General features: G+C 74.7%; 18 protein-coding genes and 1 pseudogene. 9 read left to right on the forward strand and 10 right to left on the reverse strand.

Annotated features, from left to right (window positions below; all coding sequences use genetic code 11):
* The first annotated feature begins 16 nt into the window (after positions 1–16).
* Positions 17–1225 carry a DUF4032 domain-containing protein gene (locus AB0C17_RS17900; protein WP_357479434.1) on the forward strand — a complete coding sequence of 403 codons (1209 nt, stop codon included), beginning with the start codon at positions 17–19 and terminating at the stop codon, positions 1223–1225.
* Positions 1226–1237: 12 nt separating this feature from the next.
* Here the strand turns inward: AB0C17_RS17900 and nagA are convergent, their stop codons facing one another.
* The 3 genes from nagA to AB0C17_RS17915 are packed head-to-tail and all read right to left on the reverse strand — an operon-like array spanning position 1238 to position 4202.
* Positions 1238–2347 (reverse strand): N-acetylglucosamine-6-phosphate deacetylase, encoded by a 1110-nt coding sequence (nagA, locus tag AB0C17_RS17905; RefSeq protein ID WP_357389897.1) that lies wholly within the window; start codon positions 2345–2347, stop codon positions 1238–1240.
* The gene (locus AB0C17_RS17910; RefSeq protein WP_357389895.1) at positions 2344–3276 is read right to left on the reverse strand and encodes an ROK family protein; all 933 of its coding nucleotides are present in this window, start codon (positions 3274–3276) and stop codon (positions 2344–2346) included. Before AB0C17_RS17910 ends, nagA begins: the two co-directional genes overlap by 4 nt.
* Entirely contained in the window at positions 3273–4202 is a 930-nt protein-coding gene (locus AB0C17_RS17915) for a sugar isomerase (protein WP_357479437.1), read from the reverse strand. The genes AB0C17_RS17910 and AB0C17_RS17915 overlap by 4 nt, the downstream gene beginning before the upstream one ends.
* Before the next feature lie 199 nt (positions 4203–4401).
* Here AB0C17_RS17915 and AB0C17_RS17920 point away from each other — a divergent pair, with 199 nt between their 5' ends.
* From AB0C17_RS17920 to AB0C17_RS17935, 4 genes are all read left to right on the forward strand, one after another.
* Positions 4402–5187 carry a DeoR/GlpR family DNA-binding transcription regulator gene (locus AB0C17_RS17920; RefSeq protein WP_357389893.1) on the forward strand — a complete coding sequence of 262 codons (786 nt, stop codon included), beginning with the start codon at positions 4402–4404 and terminating at the stop codon, positions 5185–5187.
* Between the two features lie 96 nt (positions 5188–5283).
* Complete coding sequence (locus tag AB0C17_RS17925; protein ID WP_357389891.1) at positions 5284–6282, forward strand: ATP-binding cassette domain-containing protein; 999 nt, start codon at positions 5284–5286, stop codon at positions 6280–6282.
* Positions 6279–7292, forward strand: coding sequence for an ABC transporter permease subunit (locus AB0C17_RS17930; RefSeq protein ID WP_357389889.1), 1014 nt, complete (start codon positions 6279–6281; stop codon positions 7290–7292). Before AB0C17_RS17925 ends, AB0C17_RS17930 begins: the two co-directional genes overlap by 4 nt.
* Positions 7293–7427: 135 nt before the next feature.
* Positions 7428–7901, forward strand: a complete 474-nt coding sequence (locus tag AB0C17_RS17935) for a DUF3263 domain-containing protein (RefSeq protein WP_357389887.1) — start codon at positions 7428–7430, stop codon at positions 7899–7901.
* A gap of 6 nt (positions 7902–7907) precedes the next feature.
* Here AB0C17_RS17935 and AB0C17_RS17940 read toward each other — a convergent pair whose 3' ends face one another.
* On the reverse strand, positions 7908–8120 hold the full coding sequence (locus AB0C17_RS17940) for a hypothetical protein (protein WP_013288875.1): 213 nt from the start codon (positions 8118–8120) through the stop codon (positions 7908–7910).
* A gap of 150 nt (positions 8121–8270) precedes the next feature.
* Here AB0C17_RS17940 and AB0C17_RS17945 point away from each other — a divergent pair, with 150 nt between their 5' ends.
* The 4 genes from AB0C17_RS17945 (at position 8271) to AB0C17_RS17960 (ending at position 11451) form a co-directional block, all read left to right on the forward strand.
* A complete protein-coding gene (locus tag AB0C17_RS17945; protein ID WP_357479440.1) occupies positions 8271–9173 on the forward strand; it encodes a hypothetical protein in 903 nt (300 codons plus the stop codon).
* 150 nt (positions 9174–9323) lie between these two features.
* Positions 9324–9833: a GNAT family N-acetyltransferase gene (locus tag AB0C17_RS17950; protein ID WP_357389881.1), complete on the forward strand. Its 510-nt coding sequence runs from the start codon at positions 9324–9326 to the stop codon at positions 9831–9833.
* Between the two features lie 136 nt (positions 9834–9969).
* Positions 9970–10404, forward strand: coding sequence for a hypothetical protein (locus AB0C17_RS17955; protein ID WP_357479443.1), 435 nt, complete (start codon positions 9970–9972; stop codon positions 10402–10404).
* Between the two features lie 3 nt (positions 10405–10407).
* Positions 10408–11451 carry an SRPBCC family protein gene (locus AB0C17_RS17960; RefSeq protein WP_357479446.1) on the forward strand — a complete coding sequence of 348 codons (1044 nt, stop codon included), beginning with the start codon at positions 10408–10410 and terminating at the stop codon, positions 11449–11451.
* Positions 11452–11508: 57 nt separating this feature from the next.
* Here the strand turns inward: AB0C17_RS17960 and AB0C17_RS17965 are convergent, their stop codons facing one another.
* The 6 genes and pseudogenes from AB0C17_RS17965 to AB0C17_RS17990 form a co-directional block, all read right to left on the reverse strand.
* Entirely contained in the window at positions 11509–13746 is a 2238-nt protein-coding gene (locus tag AB0C17_RS17965) for an AAA family ATPase (RefSeq protein WP_357479449.1), read from the reverse strand.
* A gap of 37 nt (positions 13747–13783) precedes the next feature.
* On the reverse strand, positions 13784–14278 hold the full coding sequence (locus tag AB0C17_RS17970; protein WP_357479452.1) for a hypothetical protein: 495 nt from the start codon (positions 14276–14278) through the stop codon (positions 13784–13786).
* A 47-nt stretch (positions 14279–14325) separates the two neighbouring features.
* Positions 14326–15087, reverse strand: coding sequence for an ATP/GTP-binding protein (locus AB0C17_RS17975; RefSeq protein WP_357479454.1), 762 nt, complete (start codon positions 15085–15087; stop codon positions 14326–14328).
* On the reverse strand, positions 15065–15514 hold the full coding sequence (locus AB0C17_RS17980; RefSeq protein ID WP_357389871.1) for a DUF742 domain-containing protein: 450 nt from the start codon (positions 15512–15514) through the stop codon (positions 15065–15067). The genes AB0C17_RS17975 and AB0C17_RS17980 overlap by 23 nt, the downstream gene beginning before the upstream one ends.
* Positions 15511–15978, reverse strand: coding sequence for a roadblock/LC7 domain-containing protein (locus AB0C17_RS17985; RefSeq protein WP_357389869.1), 468 nt, complete (start codon positions 15976–15978; stop codon positions 15511–15513). The genes AB0C17_RS17980 and AB0C17_RS17985 overlap by 4 nt, the downstream gene beginning before the upstream one ends.
* Positions 15975–16809 (reverse strand): annotated as a pseudogene (locus tag AB0C17_RS17990) (hypothetical protein); the annotation flags it as partial. The pseudogene AB0C17_RS17990 and the gene AB0C17_RS17985, both read right to left, overlap by 4 nt.

A 16809-nucleotide genomic window follows, 5' to 3' on the forward strand; every position in this document is an offset into this window, starting at 1 on the left:
GGTCACACTGGTTGCCGTGCGGATCACCTCGGCCCTCGTCGACCCGGCGCTGCTCGACCTCCCCTGGTCGACCCCGCTGGAGCAGTGGCCTGCCGAGCACCTGGTGGCGCTGCCCCAGGGCATCTCCCGGCACATCGTGCGGTTCGTCCGGCTCGGCGGGTACGTCTACGCGGTGAAGGAGACCGGCGAGCGGGTCGCCGAGCGCGAGTACGACCTGCTGCGGGCGCTGGAACGGATCGACTTCCCGTCGGTCGAGGCCATCGCGATCGTGGCCGACCGGCAGACCGACGACGGCGAGCCGCTGGACCCGGTGCTGATCACCCGGCACCTCCAGTTCTCGCTGCCCTACCGGGCGCTGTTCTCCAACACGCTGCGCCCGGAGACGATGAACCGGCTGCTGGACGCGCTGGCCGCGCTGATCGTGCGGATGCACCTGACCGGCTTCTTCTGGGGCGACTGCTCGCTGTCGAACACGCTGTTCCGGCGCGACGCGGGCGCGTTCGCCGCCTACCTGGTCGACGCCGAGACCGGGGCGCTGCACCCGTCGCTGTCGAACGGCCAGCGCGGCGAGGACCTGGAGATCGCCCGGGTCAACATCTTCGGCGAGGCGCTCGACCTCCAGGCCGCCGGCCTGCTGCACGAGTCGATCGACCCGGAGGTGGTCTGCGAGGAGGTCGTGCGGCGCTACGAGCGGCTCTGGCACGAGATCACCTACGAGCAGCAGGTCGAGCGCGCCGCCCGGCACGACATCGAGCGCCGCATCCGCCGGCTCAACGAGCTGGGCTTCGACGTGGCCGAGGTGGCGATGTCCACTGTCGACAACGGGCGCTACCTGGTGCGGCCGAAGGTGGTGGACGCCGGCTACCACACCCGGCGGCTGCTGCGCCTGACCGGCCTGGACGCGGAGGAGAACCAGGCCCGCAGGCTCCTCAACGACCTGGACGCCTACCGGCTGGAGAGCGACCTGACCGACGAGCAGCAGGCGGCGCACCGCTGGCTGACCGAGGTCTTCGAGCCGGTGGTCCGGGCCGTCCCCGCGCACCTGCGCAACAAGCTGGAGCCGCAGGAGCTGTTCGCCCAGATCATCGAGCACAAGTGGCTGCTCTCCGAGCAGGCCGGACGGGACGTCGGGATGCGCCGGGCGGTGCAGTCGTACCTGGCCGACGTGCTGGTGCACCGCCCGGACGAGCAGGCCGTGCTCGGCGTCGAGGTGCCCACCGTCTGACGGCCGGGCAGCTCACTCCACCCAGTCGCCGCCGCGCATCACCCGTACCACGTTCAGGTCGTCGTCCAGCTCCACCAGGTCGGCGCGCAGCCCCGCGCGCAGCGCGCCCACCCGGTCGCCCAGGCCGATCGCGCGGGCCGGGGTGGTGGCGACCATCCGGCAGGCGTCCGGCAGGCTCACGCCCGCGCCGACCGCGTGCCGCAGCGCCGCGTCCATGGTGAGCGTGCTGCCGGCGATCGCGCCGCCACGGCTGAGCCGGGCCACGCCGTCGGCCACCGTCACCGCCTGACCGCCCAGCTCGTACTCGCCGTCCGGCATCCCGGCGGCGGCCATCGCGTCGGTGATCAGCGCGGCCCGCTCCGGACCGGCCACCGAGGCGGCGAAGCCGAGCATCCCGTCGTGCAGGTGAACCCCGTCGGCGACCAGCTCGCACACCACGCTCGGGGCCTCCAGCAGCGCCACCACCGGACCGGGCTCGCGGTGGTGCACCGGGCGCATCCCGTTGAACAGGTGGGTGCCGACAGTCGCGCCGGCCGCCACCGCCGCCCGGGTCTGCTCCCAGGTGGCGTCGGTGTGCCCGACCGCCGCCACCACGCCGTGCGCCACCAGCAGCTCGATCGCCTTGGTGGCGCCGTCGCGCTCGGGGGCGATCGTGACCATGCGTACCGCGCCGCCACCCAGCTCGATCAGCTCGGTCAGCTCGGCGACCGACGGGTCACGCAGGAACTCCGGGTTCTGCGCGCCGCAGCGGTCGGCGGACAGGTACGGGCCCTCGAAGTGGACGCCGGCCAGCACGCCGGACTCCACCAGCGGGCGGTACGCGGCGGTGGCGTCGCGCATCAGCGCGAACGGGGAACTGACCAGGCTCGCCAGCAGCGTGGTGGTGCCGTGCCCGAGGTGGAACGCGGCGGCCTGCCGGGCCGACTCCGCGTCACCGGTGGTGAACGTGTGCCCGCCGCCGCCGTGGGTGTGCATGTCCACGAAGCCCGGCACGATCCAGTGGCCGTCGCGCGCCGACGGGTACTCGGCGACAGCTGTGATCCGCCCGTCCGCGATCTCCACGCAGCCCTGCCGGACGACGCCGGTCGGGGTCACCACCTTGCCGGTCACGCGCCGGGTCATCGACTCTCCTTCGCCAGGGTGTCCAGGGCCAGCAGGGCGGCGCCCAGGCAACCCGCCTCGTCCCCGAGGCCGGCCGCGACCAGGCGCGGCTCGCGGTGGAACGTCAGCCGCTCGCGCAACGCCCGCCGCAGCGGGTCGAACAGCAGGGGACCGGCCTGGGCCAGACCGCCGCCGAGCACCACCGTCGACACATCGTAGAGCGCCTGCCCGGTGGCGAGTCCATCGGCGAGGGCCTCGACCGCCTCCTGCCACACCTCCACGGCGAGCGGTTCCCCGGCCGCGGACCGGTCGGCCACCTGAGCGGCGGTGGTGGGTGCGCCGGACAGCTCGGCGTACCGGCGCCCGATCGCCGAGGCCGACGACACCGCCTCCAGGCAGCCGGTCCGCCCGCAGCCGCAGCGCGGGCCGCCGGGGCGTACCAGGATGTGGCCGATCTCCCCGGCGGCGCCGTGCGCGCCGGTGGCGGCCGACCCGTCGACCACGTGGGCGGCGGCGATGCCGGTGCCGATCGCGACGAACAGCACGTGGCCGGCGTCCCGCCCGGCGCCGAGCCGCGCCTCCGCCAGGCCGCCCGCCCGCACGTCGTGGCCGAGCGCCGCCGGCAGTCCCAGCCGCGTGCGTGCCAGCTCCCGCAGGGGTACGTCCCGGAAGCCCACATTCGCCGACCAGACCGCCACCCCGCGCGCCTCGTCGACCACTCCGGGTACGGCGATGCCGCAGGCCACCGGCGTGCGGCCGTCGGCGCGGGCCTTGCCGGCGAGCCCTTCGGCCACGTCGAGGATCGTGCCGGTCACCGCCTCCGGGCCGCGCTGCGCGCCGGTGGCGTGCCGTTCGGTGTGCACTGTCGTGCCGTCCGGCCGGACCAGGGCGCACTTCATCCCGGTGCCGCCCACGTCCAGCGCGACGACGACCTCGTCGCGGGCACTCACGCCAGGACCACGGACCGGGTCAGGTGACGCGGCGCGTCCGGGTCGAGGCCGCGGGTGGTGGCCAGCGCGACCGCGAACCGCTGGGCCAGGATCAGGTCGGCCATCGGGTCGACCGGGTTGCGGCCGGCCGACCAGCTCGTCAGCACCGTGCGCCAGCCGTGCGTGCGGCTGTGCACGAACGCGGCGCCGGTGGCGGCCACGTCCTCGGGCAGCCCGTCCGGGATCTCGCCCAACGCCCAGACCAGCCGGCCGGGCGCGGCCACCGAGATCGGGCCGTGCCGGTAGTCCATGGCCGGGTACGCCTCGGCCCAGAACGTGGCCGCCTCGCGGCACTTCAGCGCGGCCTCCTGGGCCAGCCCGACGGTCCAGCCGCGACCGAGGAAGGTGACCTGCTCGATGCCGGCCGGGTCGATCGGCAGCGGGGCGCGTACGGCGACCTCGGCGTCGGCGGCCAGGCGGCCCAGGTCCTCGCCGAGGTGGGCGCGCAGCAGCGCGAGCGCTGTGGTGGCGAAGCGGGTCTGCACCACCGCCCGCTCGTCGGCGAAGGGCAGCGCGACAGTGGCGTCGGCGAGCGCGACGGCGGCCGAGTCCGGGTCGCCGACCAGGACCGTGGTGGGGATCCGCCCGCGCAGCGCGGTGAGCAGGTCGAGGACCTCGGTGGTGGTGCCGGAGCGGGTGATCGCGATCAGCCGGTCGTAGTGGCGGCCGGCCGGGAACTCACTGGCCTGGAAGGCGTCGGTCTCGCCCTGTCCGGCGGCCTCGCGCAGCCCGGCGTACGCCATCGCCATGAACCACGACGTGCCGCAACCGACCACGGCGACCCGCTCGCCGGGGCGCGGCAGGTGCTCCGCGACGGTCGGGGCGAGTCGCGCCGCCTCCCGCCAGCAGTCGGGCTGGCTCGCGATCTCCGCGTGCACGTACGCCATGACAACTCCTCCCCAGGGGAGACCTTGCGCAATACGGCGCGATACGGCCGCCTTTCGCGCGTCATTCTGCGTGAAACCCTGTGGTCGTGGCAACCGTCTCCCAGTTCGCGCAGCGCAGGGTTTTGCGCGGACCCAGTTTCGCGCACTAGTGTGCACGCAACCGATCACCGTTCACGCACAGTCTGGGGAGGGCCCCGCGGTGGACCGCTACGCGCGCTGGAACGCGCTGCTGGAGATGCTGACCGACAGCGGCCGGGTCAGCGTCGAGGAGGCGGCCGGGCGGCTGGACGTCTCCCAGGCCACCATCCGGCGTGACTTCGACCAGCTCGCCCAGCAGCAGATGATCACACGGACCCGGGGTGGCGCGGTCGCCAACGGCGTCTCCTACGACCTGCCGCTGCGCTACAAGACCGCGAAGCACTCGGCCGAGAAGCAGCGGATCGGCGCGGCCGCCGCCGCGCTGGTGTCGCCGGGCACAGTGGTCGGACTGAACGGCGGCACCACGAGCACCGAGGTGGCCCGGGCGCTGGCGGTCCGTCCGGATCTCAACACCAGCGCCGAGGGCGCCCAGCTCACAGTGGTGACGAACGCGCTGAACATCGCCAACGAGCTGCTGGTGCGTTCGCGGATGAAGGTGGTGGTGGCCGGCGGCGTGGTCCGGCCCAAGTCGTTCGAGCTGGTCGGCCCGCTCGGCGGGGCGCTGCTGCGCGAGGTCACGCTCGACGTCGCGCTGCTCGGCGTGGACGCGATCGACCCGCAGCTCGGCGCCGCCGCGCACCACGAGGGCGAGGCGGCCATGAACAGCCTCATGGTGGCCCGGGCCAAGCGGGTCGTGGTGATAGCCGACTCCTCGAAGCTGGGCGGGCACGCGTTCGCGCGGATCTGCTCGGTGGACCGGGTGGAGACGCTGGTGACCGACTCGGGCGCGTCCCCGGAGGTGGTGGCGGCGTTCCGCGACGCGGGCGTGCACGTCGTCTGCGCCTGACCTCACCCGACACGCCGACACTGCATACCGGGTATTGCCATCGCGTGCATACCGCGTATGGTGTCGCTGACGCCTACTTATCGGGGGAGGTCAGCTGTGTCGGCTGTCCTGGAGATCGAAGGTCTCCGTAAGACGTACCGGAGCCGGAAGCGCGGGGTACGCCACGCGCTCGACGGCTTCGACATGCGAGTGGAAGCCGGCCAGGTGCACGGCTTCCTCGGTCCGAACGGTTCGGGCAAGACCACCACGCTGCGTACGCTGCTCGGCCTGATCAAGCCGAACGGCGGCCGGATGGCCATTCTCGGCCAGGAGCTGCCGCACGCGCTGCCTGCGGTCGCCGGCCAGGTCGGCGCCATCGTGGAGAGCCCGCAGTTCTTCCCGCACTTCACCGCGCGGGACACCCTGGGCCTGCTCGCCCAGGCCGGCGAGCTGCCCAAGCAGCGCGTCGACGAGGTGCTGGAGCTGGTCGGGCTGCGCGACCGGGCCGGCGAGCGGGTCAAGACCTACTCGCTCGGCATGAAGCAGCGCCTGGCGGTCGCCTCCGCGCTGCTCAAGAACCCCAAGCTGCTGATCCTCGACGAGCCGGCCAACGGCCTCGACCCGGGCGGCATCCGGGAGATGCGCGGGCTGATGCGGGAGCTGTCCGAGGCCGGGATGACAGTGGTGCTCTCCAGCCACATCCTCGGCGAGATCCAGCTCATCTGCGACTCGGTCACCATCATCTCGCTCGGCCGCCGGGTCGCGTTCGGGCCGGTCGAGGAGGTGCTCGCGGCCCATTCCCAGGGCTCCGTGCGGGTCCGCCTGGAGGCGGTCGGCGACCTGCCGCAGGCCGCCGACGCGCTCAGTCGTGCCGGGGTCCGCGTGGCCGCCGAGCCGGACCACCTGATGCTGTCCGGCGTGGACAAGCCGGCCACCGTCAGCCGGCTCCTCGCCGAGCAGGGCCTCTACGTCAGCGAGCTCACCCCGGTCGCTGTCGACCTGGAGAGCGTCTTCCTCGAACTGACCGCCACCGCGCCGGTTCCCGGCCAGCACCGTCAGGTCGATCAGTCCGCCAAGGTCGACCAGACCGGCACCGCAGGAGGTTGGGGCGCATGAGCCTGTTCGTCACCGAGCTGCGCCGGCTCGGCAAGCGCCGGGTCACCCGGCTGATGCTCGTGCTGCTGGTGCTCGGCCTGGCCACCGTCGCGACCGCGTTCAGCTTCTCCAGCGAGAAGCTCTCGCCCGTCGTGGTGGCCGAGGCCGAGGCCAAGGCGACCAACGACTACCAGTCCGCGCTGACGGAATGGAAGCGCACCATCGCGGAGTGCGAGGCGGCCCAGGCGCGCGGCGAGAAGACCGAGGAACGGTACGGCCCGAACTGCGGCAAGGACTACCAGCCGCAGCCCGACATGTTCGAGGCGAAGTGGTACCTGCCGTACCAGTTCGACTTCCGGGCCGAGTTCCCCCTGTTCATCGCCGTGTTCGCCGCCTCCGTGGCGCTGTTCGGCTTCATCGTCGGCGCCTCCTTCGTGGGCGCCGAGTGGAACACCGGCGGGATGATGAACCTGCTGCTCTGGCGGCCGAAACGGCTCACCGTGCTGGGCACCAAGCTGGCCGCCCTGCTCACCACAGTGTTCGGCCTGACGGTGGTGCTCGGCGCCCTGTGGACGGCGGCGTTCTGGCTGATCGCCAGCCAGCGCGGCAGCACCGCGAAGATGACCTCCGGAGTGTGGCAGTCGATCGGGCTGGACGGGCTGCGGGCGCTGGGGATGACGCTGCTCGTGGCGGCGGTCGGGTTCGCGCTGGCCTCGCTCGGCCGGCACACGGCGATGGCGCTGGGCGCGGCGGTGGGCATCTTCGCGGTGAGCGAGATCGGCATCCGGATCGCGGTGGCGGTGCTCGGGGTCCAGTTCGGGGACCGGTACGTGCTGTCCACGTACGCCCAGTCGTGGTTCCTGAAGCAGGCGGAGCTGTTCGACTACGACACCTGCCAGTTCTCCCAGGGCTCCTGCGAGCCGGCGACGTACCTGGTCACCTGGCAGCAGTCGGCGGTGGTGTTCGGCGTGGCGCTGGTGGGCGCGCTCGTGGCCGCGTTCTGGACGATGCGGCGGCGGGACATCGCCTGACCTGGTCCGCGCCGCCGGCTCCCCCCGGCGGCGCGGACCCGCGTCCGATGCGGCAGGGGGCGGCCCTGGTTACGCTGGGGCTCCCCCGGCCGGCGCGTTCCGCGTGCCGGTCACCCGCCGTCGGAGAGGAGCGCCATGTCCGCCGACGCACCGCAGCGGGCCGCCGTCGACCGGTCCGGCCCGGCAGCGGGTACGCGCCACGCGGGCGGGACCGTTCCGCCGCCGCGCACCGCTCCTCCCGTCGAGTCCACGGCACCGCCGGAGCCGGACGCGCCGTCGGAGTCCGCGCGACCGGCCGAGCCCGGGTCGTCGCCCGTCGAGTCCGCCGCGCCGGTCGAGCCGGATGCGGCAGACGCGACCGACGCGGTCGCCACGCCGACCGGCCTCACCGAGCGGGAGCAGCGGATCCTCGCCTTCGAGGCGCAGTGGTGGAAGCACGCCGGCGCCAAGGAACAAGCCATCCGGGACACGTTCGGGCTCTCCGCGACCCGCTACTACCAGCTGCTGAACGCCCTGCTCGACCAGCCGGCCGCGCTCGCCGCCGAGCCGGTGCTGGTCGGCCGGCTGCGCCGGCTGCGGTCGTCGCGCGCCCGTAACCGGCGACGCTGACCGGGCTCACTTCTCGTATGTGCGCAGCCCGTTGCCGATGGCGAAGAACGTCGGCGCCCACTCGCCGATGAAGATGCCCCAGCGGTCCGCCCGCGCCACCCCGGCGCGCTCCATGTGCTTGGAGAGGAACCAGCTCGTGACCGAGAGGCCGATGCTGACGAATCCGGCGAGGTAGGCGTGCTCCGCCCGGATGCCACCCTCGTGCAGCCGCTCCAACATCTCGTACCCCCTGTCACCGCCACCGACCCGTCGCGTTCGACGCTACCGAAGGTACGGCGTCGATGACGCACAGTTGCCACGATCGGGTCGGCGGCGGATGACCGGGCGCGGTCCGGGTAGGCGGCCGGCGACGACGGACGGAGGGCGACGATGGGGGCACCAGACCGGCGGTACGCGATCGGCGGCGGACCGGCCCGCCCGGCCGGGGAGGCACCGGTGATGCGTGTGCGTTCCGCCTCCGACCCGGCGCCGGGCCGCGCGGAGAACGAGGACGTGGTCTTCCGGTTCGGCCCGCTCGTCGGCGTCCTCGACGGGGCCACGGTGCCCGAGGGCTTCGACACCGGCTGCGTACACGGTCCCGCCTGGTTCGTCCGGCACCTGGCCGCCCGGATCGGCCTGGCGATCGCGGCCCGCCCCGCCGCCACGCTGGTGAGCAGCCTCGCGGCGGCGATCCTCGCGGTACGGGCCGACCACGGCGACGCGTGCGACCTCGACCATCCCGGCACCCCGTCGTCCACCGTCTGCCTGCTGAGGGAAAGCGGCGACCGGGTCGACTACCTGGTGCTCTGCGACAGCCCGTTGGTGCTCGACACCGACCGCGGGATCGAGGTGGTCACCGACGACCGGCTGGCGGCCGCGGTGACGGACCTGCGCCGTACCGCGGCCGCGCTGCCCGACGGCGAGACCGATCCGGCGACCCGGTTCCGGCGCGCGACGACAGTGCAGCGGACCCGGATGAACCGCACCCACGGCTACTGGGCGGCGGCGACCGACCCGGACGCGGCGTACCACGCGCTGACCGGGACGCTTCCGCTGCGCGGGCCGGGGGCGCTGCGCCGGGCCGCGCTGCTCAGCGACGGCGTGTCCTGCGTGGTCGACCAGTTCGGCCTCCTCGACTGGGCCGGGCTGCTGGAGGTGCTCACCCGGGAGGGCCCGGAAGGGCTGATCGACCGGGTCCGCGCGGCCGAGCGGGAGCACCCGGACCGGTTGCGACGGCACAAGCGCACCGACGACGCCTCGGCCGTGCTCTGCGAGTTCGATCCCCGCCCGTGACCACGCTCACCCCGGAACGACCGGTCGGATGACAACGCAGCGTGAGGTGGGAACACCCCGGGGGTACGACCGGACGAGGCGTTCGGCCATAGCGGCAATCCCTCTCCAAAGCGGTGGACGACTCGGACAGCGGGCGGCAGACTTCGCGACGTGACGGGTGCGGTACGGCTGGAGCCGGTGGACGAACGGAACCTGGAACCGTTGCTCTCCGTAGCGGCGGCTGAGGCGGAACCGGAGGACGTCATGCCTCCGGTGGACGCCCCGGCGGGCTGGTCGCTGGCCCGCCGCGACGCGTTCCGCGAGTTCCACCGCGCCAGCCTCGGCGGACTGAACGGCCCCACCGGCACGGTCATGTACGCGATCGTCTCCGGTGGCGAGGTGGTCGGCATGGTGCGGATGACGCGCCGGGACGAGCCGGGAACCGTGGAGACCGGCATGTGGCTCGGCCGGTCGGCGCGCGGCCGGGGCCTGGGCGTCGCCGCGCTGCGCCAGTTGCTGCACGCCGCCGCCGCGGCCGGGATGCACACAGTGGTAGCGGACACCACGCCGGACAACGCGGGTGCGATCTCGGTGCTGCGTAAGTGCGGCGCGGAACTGCGCGAGGAAGACGGGAAACTCCGCGCTCGGATGTCCCTGGACTCCGCCCTGCCGATCCGCTGAATCCCCGCAACCGGTCCTCCCGTCCGGCACCGCCTCGGTGGGCGGTCCCGCGCTCGTGCGGAGACGTTTCTCCGACGGGCTGACGGGTAGCCCGCGTCCGGGCCCGCGACTTCCCGGGGAGCGCGAAGGAGAGCGGATGAGAAGCGGAGCACGGGTGGCGTTCGCCGTCGGGTTCGGCTACCTGCTGGGTCGCCGGAAGAAGATGCGTACCGCGTTGACGCTCGCCGCGGCGGTCGCCGCCGGGCGGGCCAGCCGGCACCCCGGGGGCCTGAAGCAGCTCGGCGCGGACCTGATGGCCGCGAGCCCGCAGTTGCGCAACCTCGGTGGGCTGGGCCCGCCGCTGGTGGCCGCCGGGCGGGCGGCCGCGACCGCCGCCGCCGGCAACGGCATCGACGCCATCGGCGGACGGCTGCGCGGGGGCGCCGACGCGTTGCGCCGCAGGACCGGCACCGCCCGCCCGGCCGCCGAGCGTTCCGCGCCGGGGAAGGAGCGCTCCGCGCCCGATGAGGAGCCGGAGCTTAACGACCAGCCGGACGAGCCGGTGCCGGCCCCTGCCGAACGGGGGCGGTGAGCCGTGGCGACGAGCAGCCGGGCCCGCGACCAGATCGGCGGCGAGCTGCGCAACCTCGCCGCCGCACTCGGTGAGCGGGCCGTGCAGGTGGTCACCGACCGGATCACCGACGCCACCGGGCGGCTGAGCGAGTACGCGAAGCGCGACGGCGATCCGGGCCTGGTGGCCGCCGCCACCGGGGCGCACCGGCTCGCCGAGGGCGCCTCCCCGGTCAAGGCGATGTTCCAGGCCGGCCTGGCCGGCGGTAGGGAGAAGCTGATGGCGGCGCTCGGCGTGCGCAGGGGAGGCCGGGAGGGCGGCCGTACGCCAGGGGTCACGAACATCGTCGAGGCGATCGAGGTCGGCGTGCCGGTCCGGGTCGCGTACGACCAGTGGACGACGTTCGGCGACTTCCCGGGCTTCATGCGGAAGGTCGAGCGGGCCGACTGCGACGCCGACGAGAAGATGACCTGGACGGCGCGGATGCTCTGGTCGCGCCGGAGCTGGCAGTCCACGATCGTCCGGCAGGTCCCGGACCGGCTCGTCCACTGGCGGTCCACAGGCGAGAAGGGCTCCGTCGACGGCACCGTCAGCTTCCACGAGGTCGCCCCGGAGCTGACCCGGATCCTGGTCGTGCTGGAGTACCACCCGCGCGGCCTCGTCGAGCACACCGCCAACCTGTGGCGGGCCCAGGGCCGCCGGGTCCGGCTGGAGCTGAGGCACTTCGTCCGGCACGTGATGACCCGGACCGTGCTCGACCCGGACGCGGTCGAGGGCTGGCGCGGCGAGATCGAGGACTCCCGGGTGGTCAGGGACCACGCGACCGCGCTCCGGGAGGAGCGGGGTGACGCCGGGCCCGCGGACGACGAGTACGCCGCCTACGACGAGGGCAACGACTTCGGCGACGACGAGTACGCCGGCCAGCCGGTCCGGTCGGCGGCGGAGCGTTCCCGCGACCGGCCGGTACGCGGGCGCCGGGAACCCGGGCGCCGCCGCCGTGTCCCGGAACCGCCCCGCCGCCCGGCCGCGCGCCGCCGCCCGGCCGCGCGCCGCCGCGGCGAGGGCTGACCGGCCGCGCGCCGTCGCGCTGAGAGCTGACCGGCCGCCCGGGGAGCCGGCCGGTCGCTACCGGCCGGTGGCGTACGACTCCAGGTGTGCGAGCTGCACCGGGTCCAGGGAGGGCCGGACGCGGGTCCGGGCCGCCTCGACGTGCGCGGCGGTCACGGTGCTCGCGTTCAACGACTCCCGCATGGCGGCGAGCGCCGCCTCCCGGATCAGCGCGGCGCAGTCGGCGGCGGAGAAGCCGTCCAGCTCGGCGCCGAGCGCGTCGAGGTCCACGTCCGGCGCGAGCGGGACGTCCCGGGCGGACGCGCGGAGGATCTCCGTACGGGCCGGACCGTCCGGCGGGGGCACGTAGACCAGCCGTTCCAGCCGGCCCGGACGCAGCAACGCCGGGTCGACCAGCTCAGGGCGGTTGGTCGCGCCGACCACCACCACGTTGCGCAGCGCCTCCACCCCGTCCAGTTCGGTCAGCAGCGCCGCCACCACCCGGTCGGTCGTACCGCCGTCGGTGGCCTGCCCGCGTACCGGGGCCAGCGCGTCCACCTCGTCCAGGAACACCAGCGTGGGCGCGGCCTGGCGAGCACGGCGGAACAGCTCCCGGACCGCCCGCTCGCTCTCACCCACCCACTTCGAGAGCAGCTCCGCGCCCTTGACCGACAGCACGTTCGCCCGTCCGGAGCCGGCCAGCGCGGTCACCAGGTAGGTCTTGCCGCAGCCGGGCGGACCGTAGAGCAGCACCCCGCGCGGCGGCGTCACGCCCAGCCGGGCGAACGTGTCCGGATAGGTGAGCGGCCACAGCACCGACTCGGTGAGCGTCTGCTTGACCTCGTGCAGCCCGCCCACGTCGTCGAGCGTCACCGACGCCAGCTCCAGCGTGGACGCGGACATCGTGGTCGGCCGGACCACCTCCAGCGCGGCGGTGAAGTCGGCCATCGCCACGCTCGGGGTCTCCGCCGTCTTCTGGCGCAGCGCCGCGCGTACCCCGGCCTCGCGGACCAGCGCCGCCAGGTCCGCCGCGACGAACCCGGGGGTACGGCCGGCCACCTCGTCCAGCCGGACGTCACCGGCGAGCGGCACCTCGCGGGTCAGCACCGTCAACTGCTCGCGGCGCAGCGCCGCGTCGGGCAGCGGCACGGTGATCCGCAGCGCGAGCAGGTCCGGGCCGCGCAGCGCCGGGTCCACCGCCTCGGGGCGTCCGGTCGTGCACACCACAGCCCCGCCGGCCCGCAGCGTCTCGGCCACCACCTGCCGGAACACGGTGGCCAGCGGACCCGGCTCGTCGGCCGGGGCGATCGCCTCCACATCGGTGACAAGCAGCACGGCGGTGCCACCGGCGCGTACCGCCGAGGCCGCCTCGCGCAGCCGGCCGGCCGCCGCGTCGTCGGTGAGCGCGGCCAGCTCCGGCGCCCAGAGCGGCCGGACGCCCGCGCCGACCTTGGCGGCGACGGCGCGCACCAGCGCGGACTTGCCGGACCCGGCCGGGCCCTCCACCAGCACACCGAGCGAGACGGTGGTGCCGAGCCGGCCCAGCACCTCGCGGTGGTGGAAGCCCAGGTCCAGCAGTTCGGTCAGCTCCTCGGCCTGGGCGCGCAGGCCGGGCAGCTCGTCCACGTCGGGCGCGTCCTCCGGGCCGAGCAGGTCCCTGTCGGGTTCCGTCCCGGGCGGCGTGGCGGGGGCGGAGACGCGTGCGGTGGAGGCCGAGGACGCCGGGCCGGAGCCGCGGGTGGCGGGGCCGTGTTCCCAGCCCACTACCGTGTCCATGGTGACGAGCGCGCCGACCGCCGGTTCGGCCGACACGACGGTGAGCAGCGTGCTGGTCCAGGCGTACCCGACGGAACTGGCGAGACTGCGCCGCGCGGCCTCGATCAGGCCGCGCACGGCGGCGTCCGGGAGCACGTCCTGCGGCAGCAGCGAGACGTCGTCCCCGGCGGTGACCACCTTGCCCAGCAGCGCGAGCCGCAGCATCTCCGGCGGGACCGCGGCGACCACGGCGGGCGGGCCGGACAGGGTGAGCCGGCGTGCCGGGGCCGCCGGTAGCGGGCTCACCGTGACCTGACCGCCGGCTCGCAGGCCGAGGTTGCCCAGCAGCAGGTCGTCGGCGTGCAACAGGGCGCCGCTGGTGCTCGCCTCGGCGGCGGCCGCGATCCCGGCGGTGACCCGGCGGCCGGTCAGGCGTACCGGGTCGCCGGGCCGCAGCGCCAGCGCGGTGAGCACCTCGGGGTGCAGGCGCACCACACCGCGGCGGGCGTCCAGCGCGGCCGGCCGCAGCGTCGCGGTCAGGATCAGGTCGGGTTCGGCCACCCGCCGACAGTAGCCGCCCGGATCATCAGGTGCCCGGTCAGCGCGGGCCCGGGTCGTCCAGCAGCGAGGGGTCGCGCCGGATCATCTCGGCCAGCCGGGCCGCCGGGTCGGACTCCAGCGGGTCGTGGCCGGGTGCCGGCACCGTCTTCACCGACATGGGCCATGCCGGTGGCGGCGCGGGCGGCGCCGCCGGGCCCACTGTCACCGCGGTGCCGGACCAGGAGACCCGCAGCGGGTACGCCTGCTCACCCAGCTCCACGCGTAGCGTCACGGCCAGTCCGGGGTGCTCGGCCACCACCCGGCGGACCGCCTCGGCGACCTCCTCGACCGGGTCACGCCGTACCGGAGCGTCGCCGCCGCGCAGCCGGTACGCGCCGTGCCCCGCCCGCCCGTCGCCCGGCTCGTCCGCCGGCTCCGCCGGCTCGTCCCGCTCGGGCGTACCGGCGGGCTGCCCGGCCATCGGCCCCCGGCGGCGCAGCGCCTCCTCGCGCCGGGCCATCCGGGCCAGTGTCTCGTCCAGATCACCTCTCATGGCGTCCACCCCTTCGCCAGACAACGGATCGAAACGACTGCCGGTTCTCAGCCTGCCCGGGATCGGGTCGCCCGGTCCAGCGCGCGGTCCAGGACGACGAGCAGGGCGTCCCGTACCGAGAGGCGGTCCCGGGCGTCGAACTGCACGAGCGGCACGTGCTCACCGATCGCCAGCGCCCAGCGGATCGACGGCAGGTCCAGGGCCAGCCGGCCGTCGAAGGCGTTGACGCCCACCGCGAACGGCAGCCCGGACCGCTCGAAGAAGTCGATCGCGGGGTAGCAGTCGTCGAGCCGGGCGCTGTCCACCACCACGAGCGCGCCGAGCGCGCCCCGGGCCAGGTCGTCCCACATGAAGCCGAAGCGCGCCTGGCCGGGCGTACCGAAGAGGTAGAGCTTCAGGCTGCGGTCGATCGTCACGCAGCCGAAGTCCATGGCTACGGTGGTGGTGGTCTTCCCGGCGACCCCGCCGGGGTCGTCGATGCCGATGCCGGCGGTGGTCATCTCCGCCTCGGTGGTCAGCGGCGCGATCTCGGAGATCGCGCCGACTGTGGTGGTCTTGCCGACCCCGAAGCCGCCGGCGATGAGGATCTTCACCGGGATCGGCGGCCGGGGCGTCGGCACCCGGCTGACGATCGGGGCCGGTTCGGCCGGCGGCACACCCGGCGGCAGGTACGGCAGCGGCGGGGTGGGCGGGGGTGGTGTGGCCCGGCCGATCAGCGGCGCCGGGCCGCCGTAGCGGCTCGGCGCGCTGTTGGCGGCCGGCCCGCCCGTGGCGGCCGCCGGCCATTCAGGAGATCGCACGAAGTCCATCAATCACTCGCAGGATGATGTCGGGATCGAGGGCGTCGTCGACGTCCGCGACGTGCACGTCGAGATGGCCGGCGGCGCGCAGGTCGCCGACCAGCACCCGGGTCACCCCGAAGTGCATCCGGGTCCGGGCGGAGATCTCGGCCACCGAGACGGGCTCGGCGCAGATCGCGACGATCGCCGCGAGTTCCGGGGCCAACCGGGCGGTCACGGCCCACGAGGTGCTGCCCGGGTGAGCGGTGACCTGGGTCTCCAGCCCGATCGCCGGGTCGCCGTCCACCCGTCCGGAGGTCAGCACGAAGGGGCGTGGGCCGGTCGGCTCCCCGTCGACCGCGTCCGGCTCCGGTGCCGGAGCGGACGCGTTCAGGAAAGGGCGGATCCGGATGCCGGGTTCCGGCTCCGGGTCCGCGCCGGCGGCCCCCGGGATCATTGCTGTACGGCGTTCTTCAGCTCGGCGATCAGGCGGGGACTCAGCGCGCCGCCGGCCCGGCCGGCGAACAGCGTCATCTCGTACGCCACGGTGCCCAGGTTGGCCGTGCGGTCGGCGACGACGCCGAGGACCGAGCCGCTGCTGATCGCGCTGATGAGCAGGTATCCCTCGGCCATGTCGACGATCACCCGGTTGAGCGCGCCGAGCGCGTACCAGCTGGCGGCACCCCCGGCGAGGCTGGTCATGCCGGAGACGACGGCGGCGAGCCGTTCCGCGTTGGACCGGTCCTTGATCGCGGACATGGCCATCAGCAGCCCGTCCGAGGAGACCGCGATCGCCTCCATCACCCCGGCGGTGCTGGAGGTGAACGAGTCGAGCAGCCAGTTGAAGGTGCGTGCCTCGGGACTGAGGTCGCCGGTGGCGGTGCTCTGTTCGACGTTCTCGTGGAGGAAGGGGCTGGTCACCGTGATGGGTCCTCTTCGTAGCGGCGGTCGGTACTGACTTCGCGCAGAGCACGGGCGACGCCCGCCTCGAACTCGCTGATCCGGTTGCGGACCTCGACGGGATCGCCGGGGTCGGAGCTGGTGGGGGGCACGGACTGCGTCGGAGCGACGGACAGGTTCGCGCCGGGCACCCGCCGGCTGAGCCGGGGACGTTCCGCCACCGGGGGTGTGCCGCCGACGTCGCCCTGGGCCCGCCGTACCCCGTCCTCGAACTCCTCGACCAGGGCCCGGACGCTCGACGGATCCGCCGGCACGCCGATCAGCGGACCGCCGGTGGCCGGACCGGCCGGCGCGGCCGGCGGGGCGGCCGGCAGGTTCGCGCCGGGTACCCGCTGCCGGATCGGCGACCGGGTGCCGGGCGGGCCGACCGGGTTCGGCCCGGTCGGCGCCGGCATGGCCGACGGTGACCCGGCCGGTGCCGGCGGGCGGGCACCACCCGGCGGCGGCGCGGGTGCCGGCCGGTGCTGCGGTGCGAGCCCGGGACGGTGCTGCGGTGCGAGCGCCGGGGCCGCGGCCGGGCCCGCCGCCGGCGTTTGCGCCGGACGGTGCGGCGGCACGAGCGCCGGGCCGGTGGGCGGCGGCACCAGGGCCGGGCCGGTGGGCGGCGGTGCGAGCGTCGGCCCGGCGGACGGTGCCAGGGCCGGGCGGGCGGGCTGCGGGGTCCGGGTCGGGCCGGTCGCCGGCCCGGCGGCCGGGGGAGCGGCCGGGAGGAACGTGCCGCAGGGGGTGCGCGGGCAGGAGACCTCCAGCACCAGGTCCGGCCCGATCCGCCACCGCTCGCCGAGGAGCGCG

The organism is Micromonospora sp. NPDC048887, from assembly GCF_040649715.1.
Classification (GTDB): domain Bacteria; phylum Actinomycetota; class Actinomycetes; order Mycobacteriales; family Micromonosporaceae; genus Micromonospora.

What these genes read in the sequence shown, in the direction of transcription:
- nagA (WP_357389897.1), bottom strand. Translation starts at nt 2,347, where the DNA reads ATGACCCGGCGCGTGACCGGCAAGGTGGTGACCCCGACCGGCGTCGTC.
- AB0C17_RS17915 (WP_357479437.1), bottom strand. Translation starts at nt 4,202, where the DNA reads ATGGCGTACGTGCACGCGGAGATCGCGAGCCAGCCCGACTGCTGGCGG.
- AB0C17_RS17930 (WP_357389889.1), top strand. Translation starts at nt 6,279, where the DNA reads ATGAGCCTGTTCGTCACCGAGCTGCGCCGGCTCGGCAAGCGCCGGGTC.
- AB0C17_RS17935 (WP_357389887.1), top strand. Translation starts at nt 7,428, where the DNA reads ATGTCCGCCGACGCACCGCAGCGGGCCGCCGTCGACCGGTCCGGCCCG.
- AB0C17_RS17940 (WP_013288875.1), bottom strand. Translation starts at nt 8,120, where the DNA reads ATGTTGGAGCGGCTGCACGAGGGTGGCATCCGGGCGGAGCACGCCTAC.
- AB0C17_RS17945 (WP_357479440.1), top strand. Translation starts at nt 8,271, where the DNA reads ATGGGGGCACCAGACCGGCGGTACGCGATCGGCGGCGGACCGGCCCGC.
- AB0C17_RS17955 (WP_357479443.1), top strand. Translation starts at nt 9,970, where the DNA reads ATGAGAAGCGGAGCACGGGTGGCGTTCGCCGTCGGGTTCGGCTACCTG.
- AB0C17_RS17970 (WP_357479452.1), bottom strand. Translation starts at nt 14,278, where the DNA reads ATGAGAGGTGATCTGGACGAGACACTGGCCCGGATGGCCCGGCGCGAG.
- AB0C17_RS17975 (WP_357479454.1), bottom strand. Translation starts at nt 15,087, where the DNA reads ATGGACTTCGTGCGATCTCCTGAATGGCCGGCGGCCGCCACGGGCGGG.
- AB0C17_RS17980 (WP_357389871.1), bottom strand. Translation starts at nt 15,514, where the DNA reads ATGATCCCGGGGGCCGCCGGCGCGGACCCGGAGCCGGAACCCGGCATC.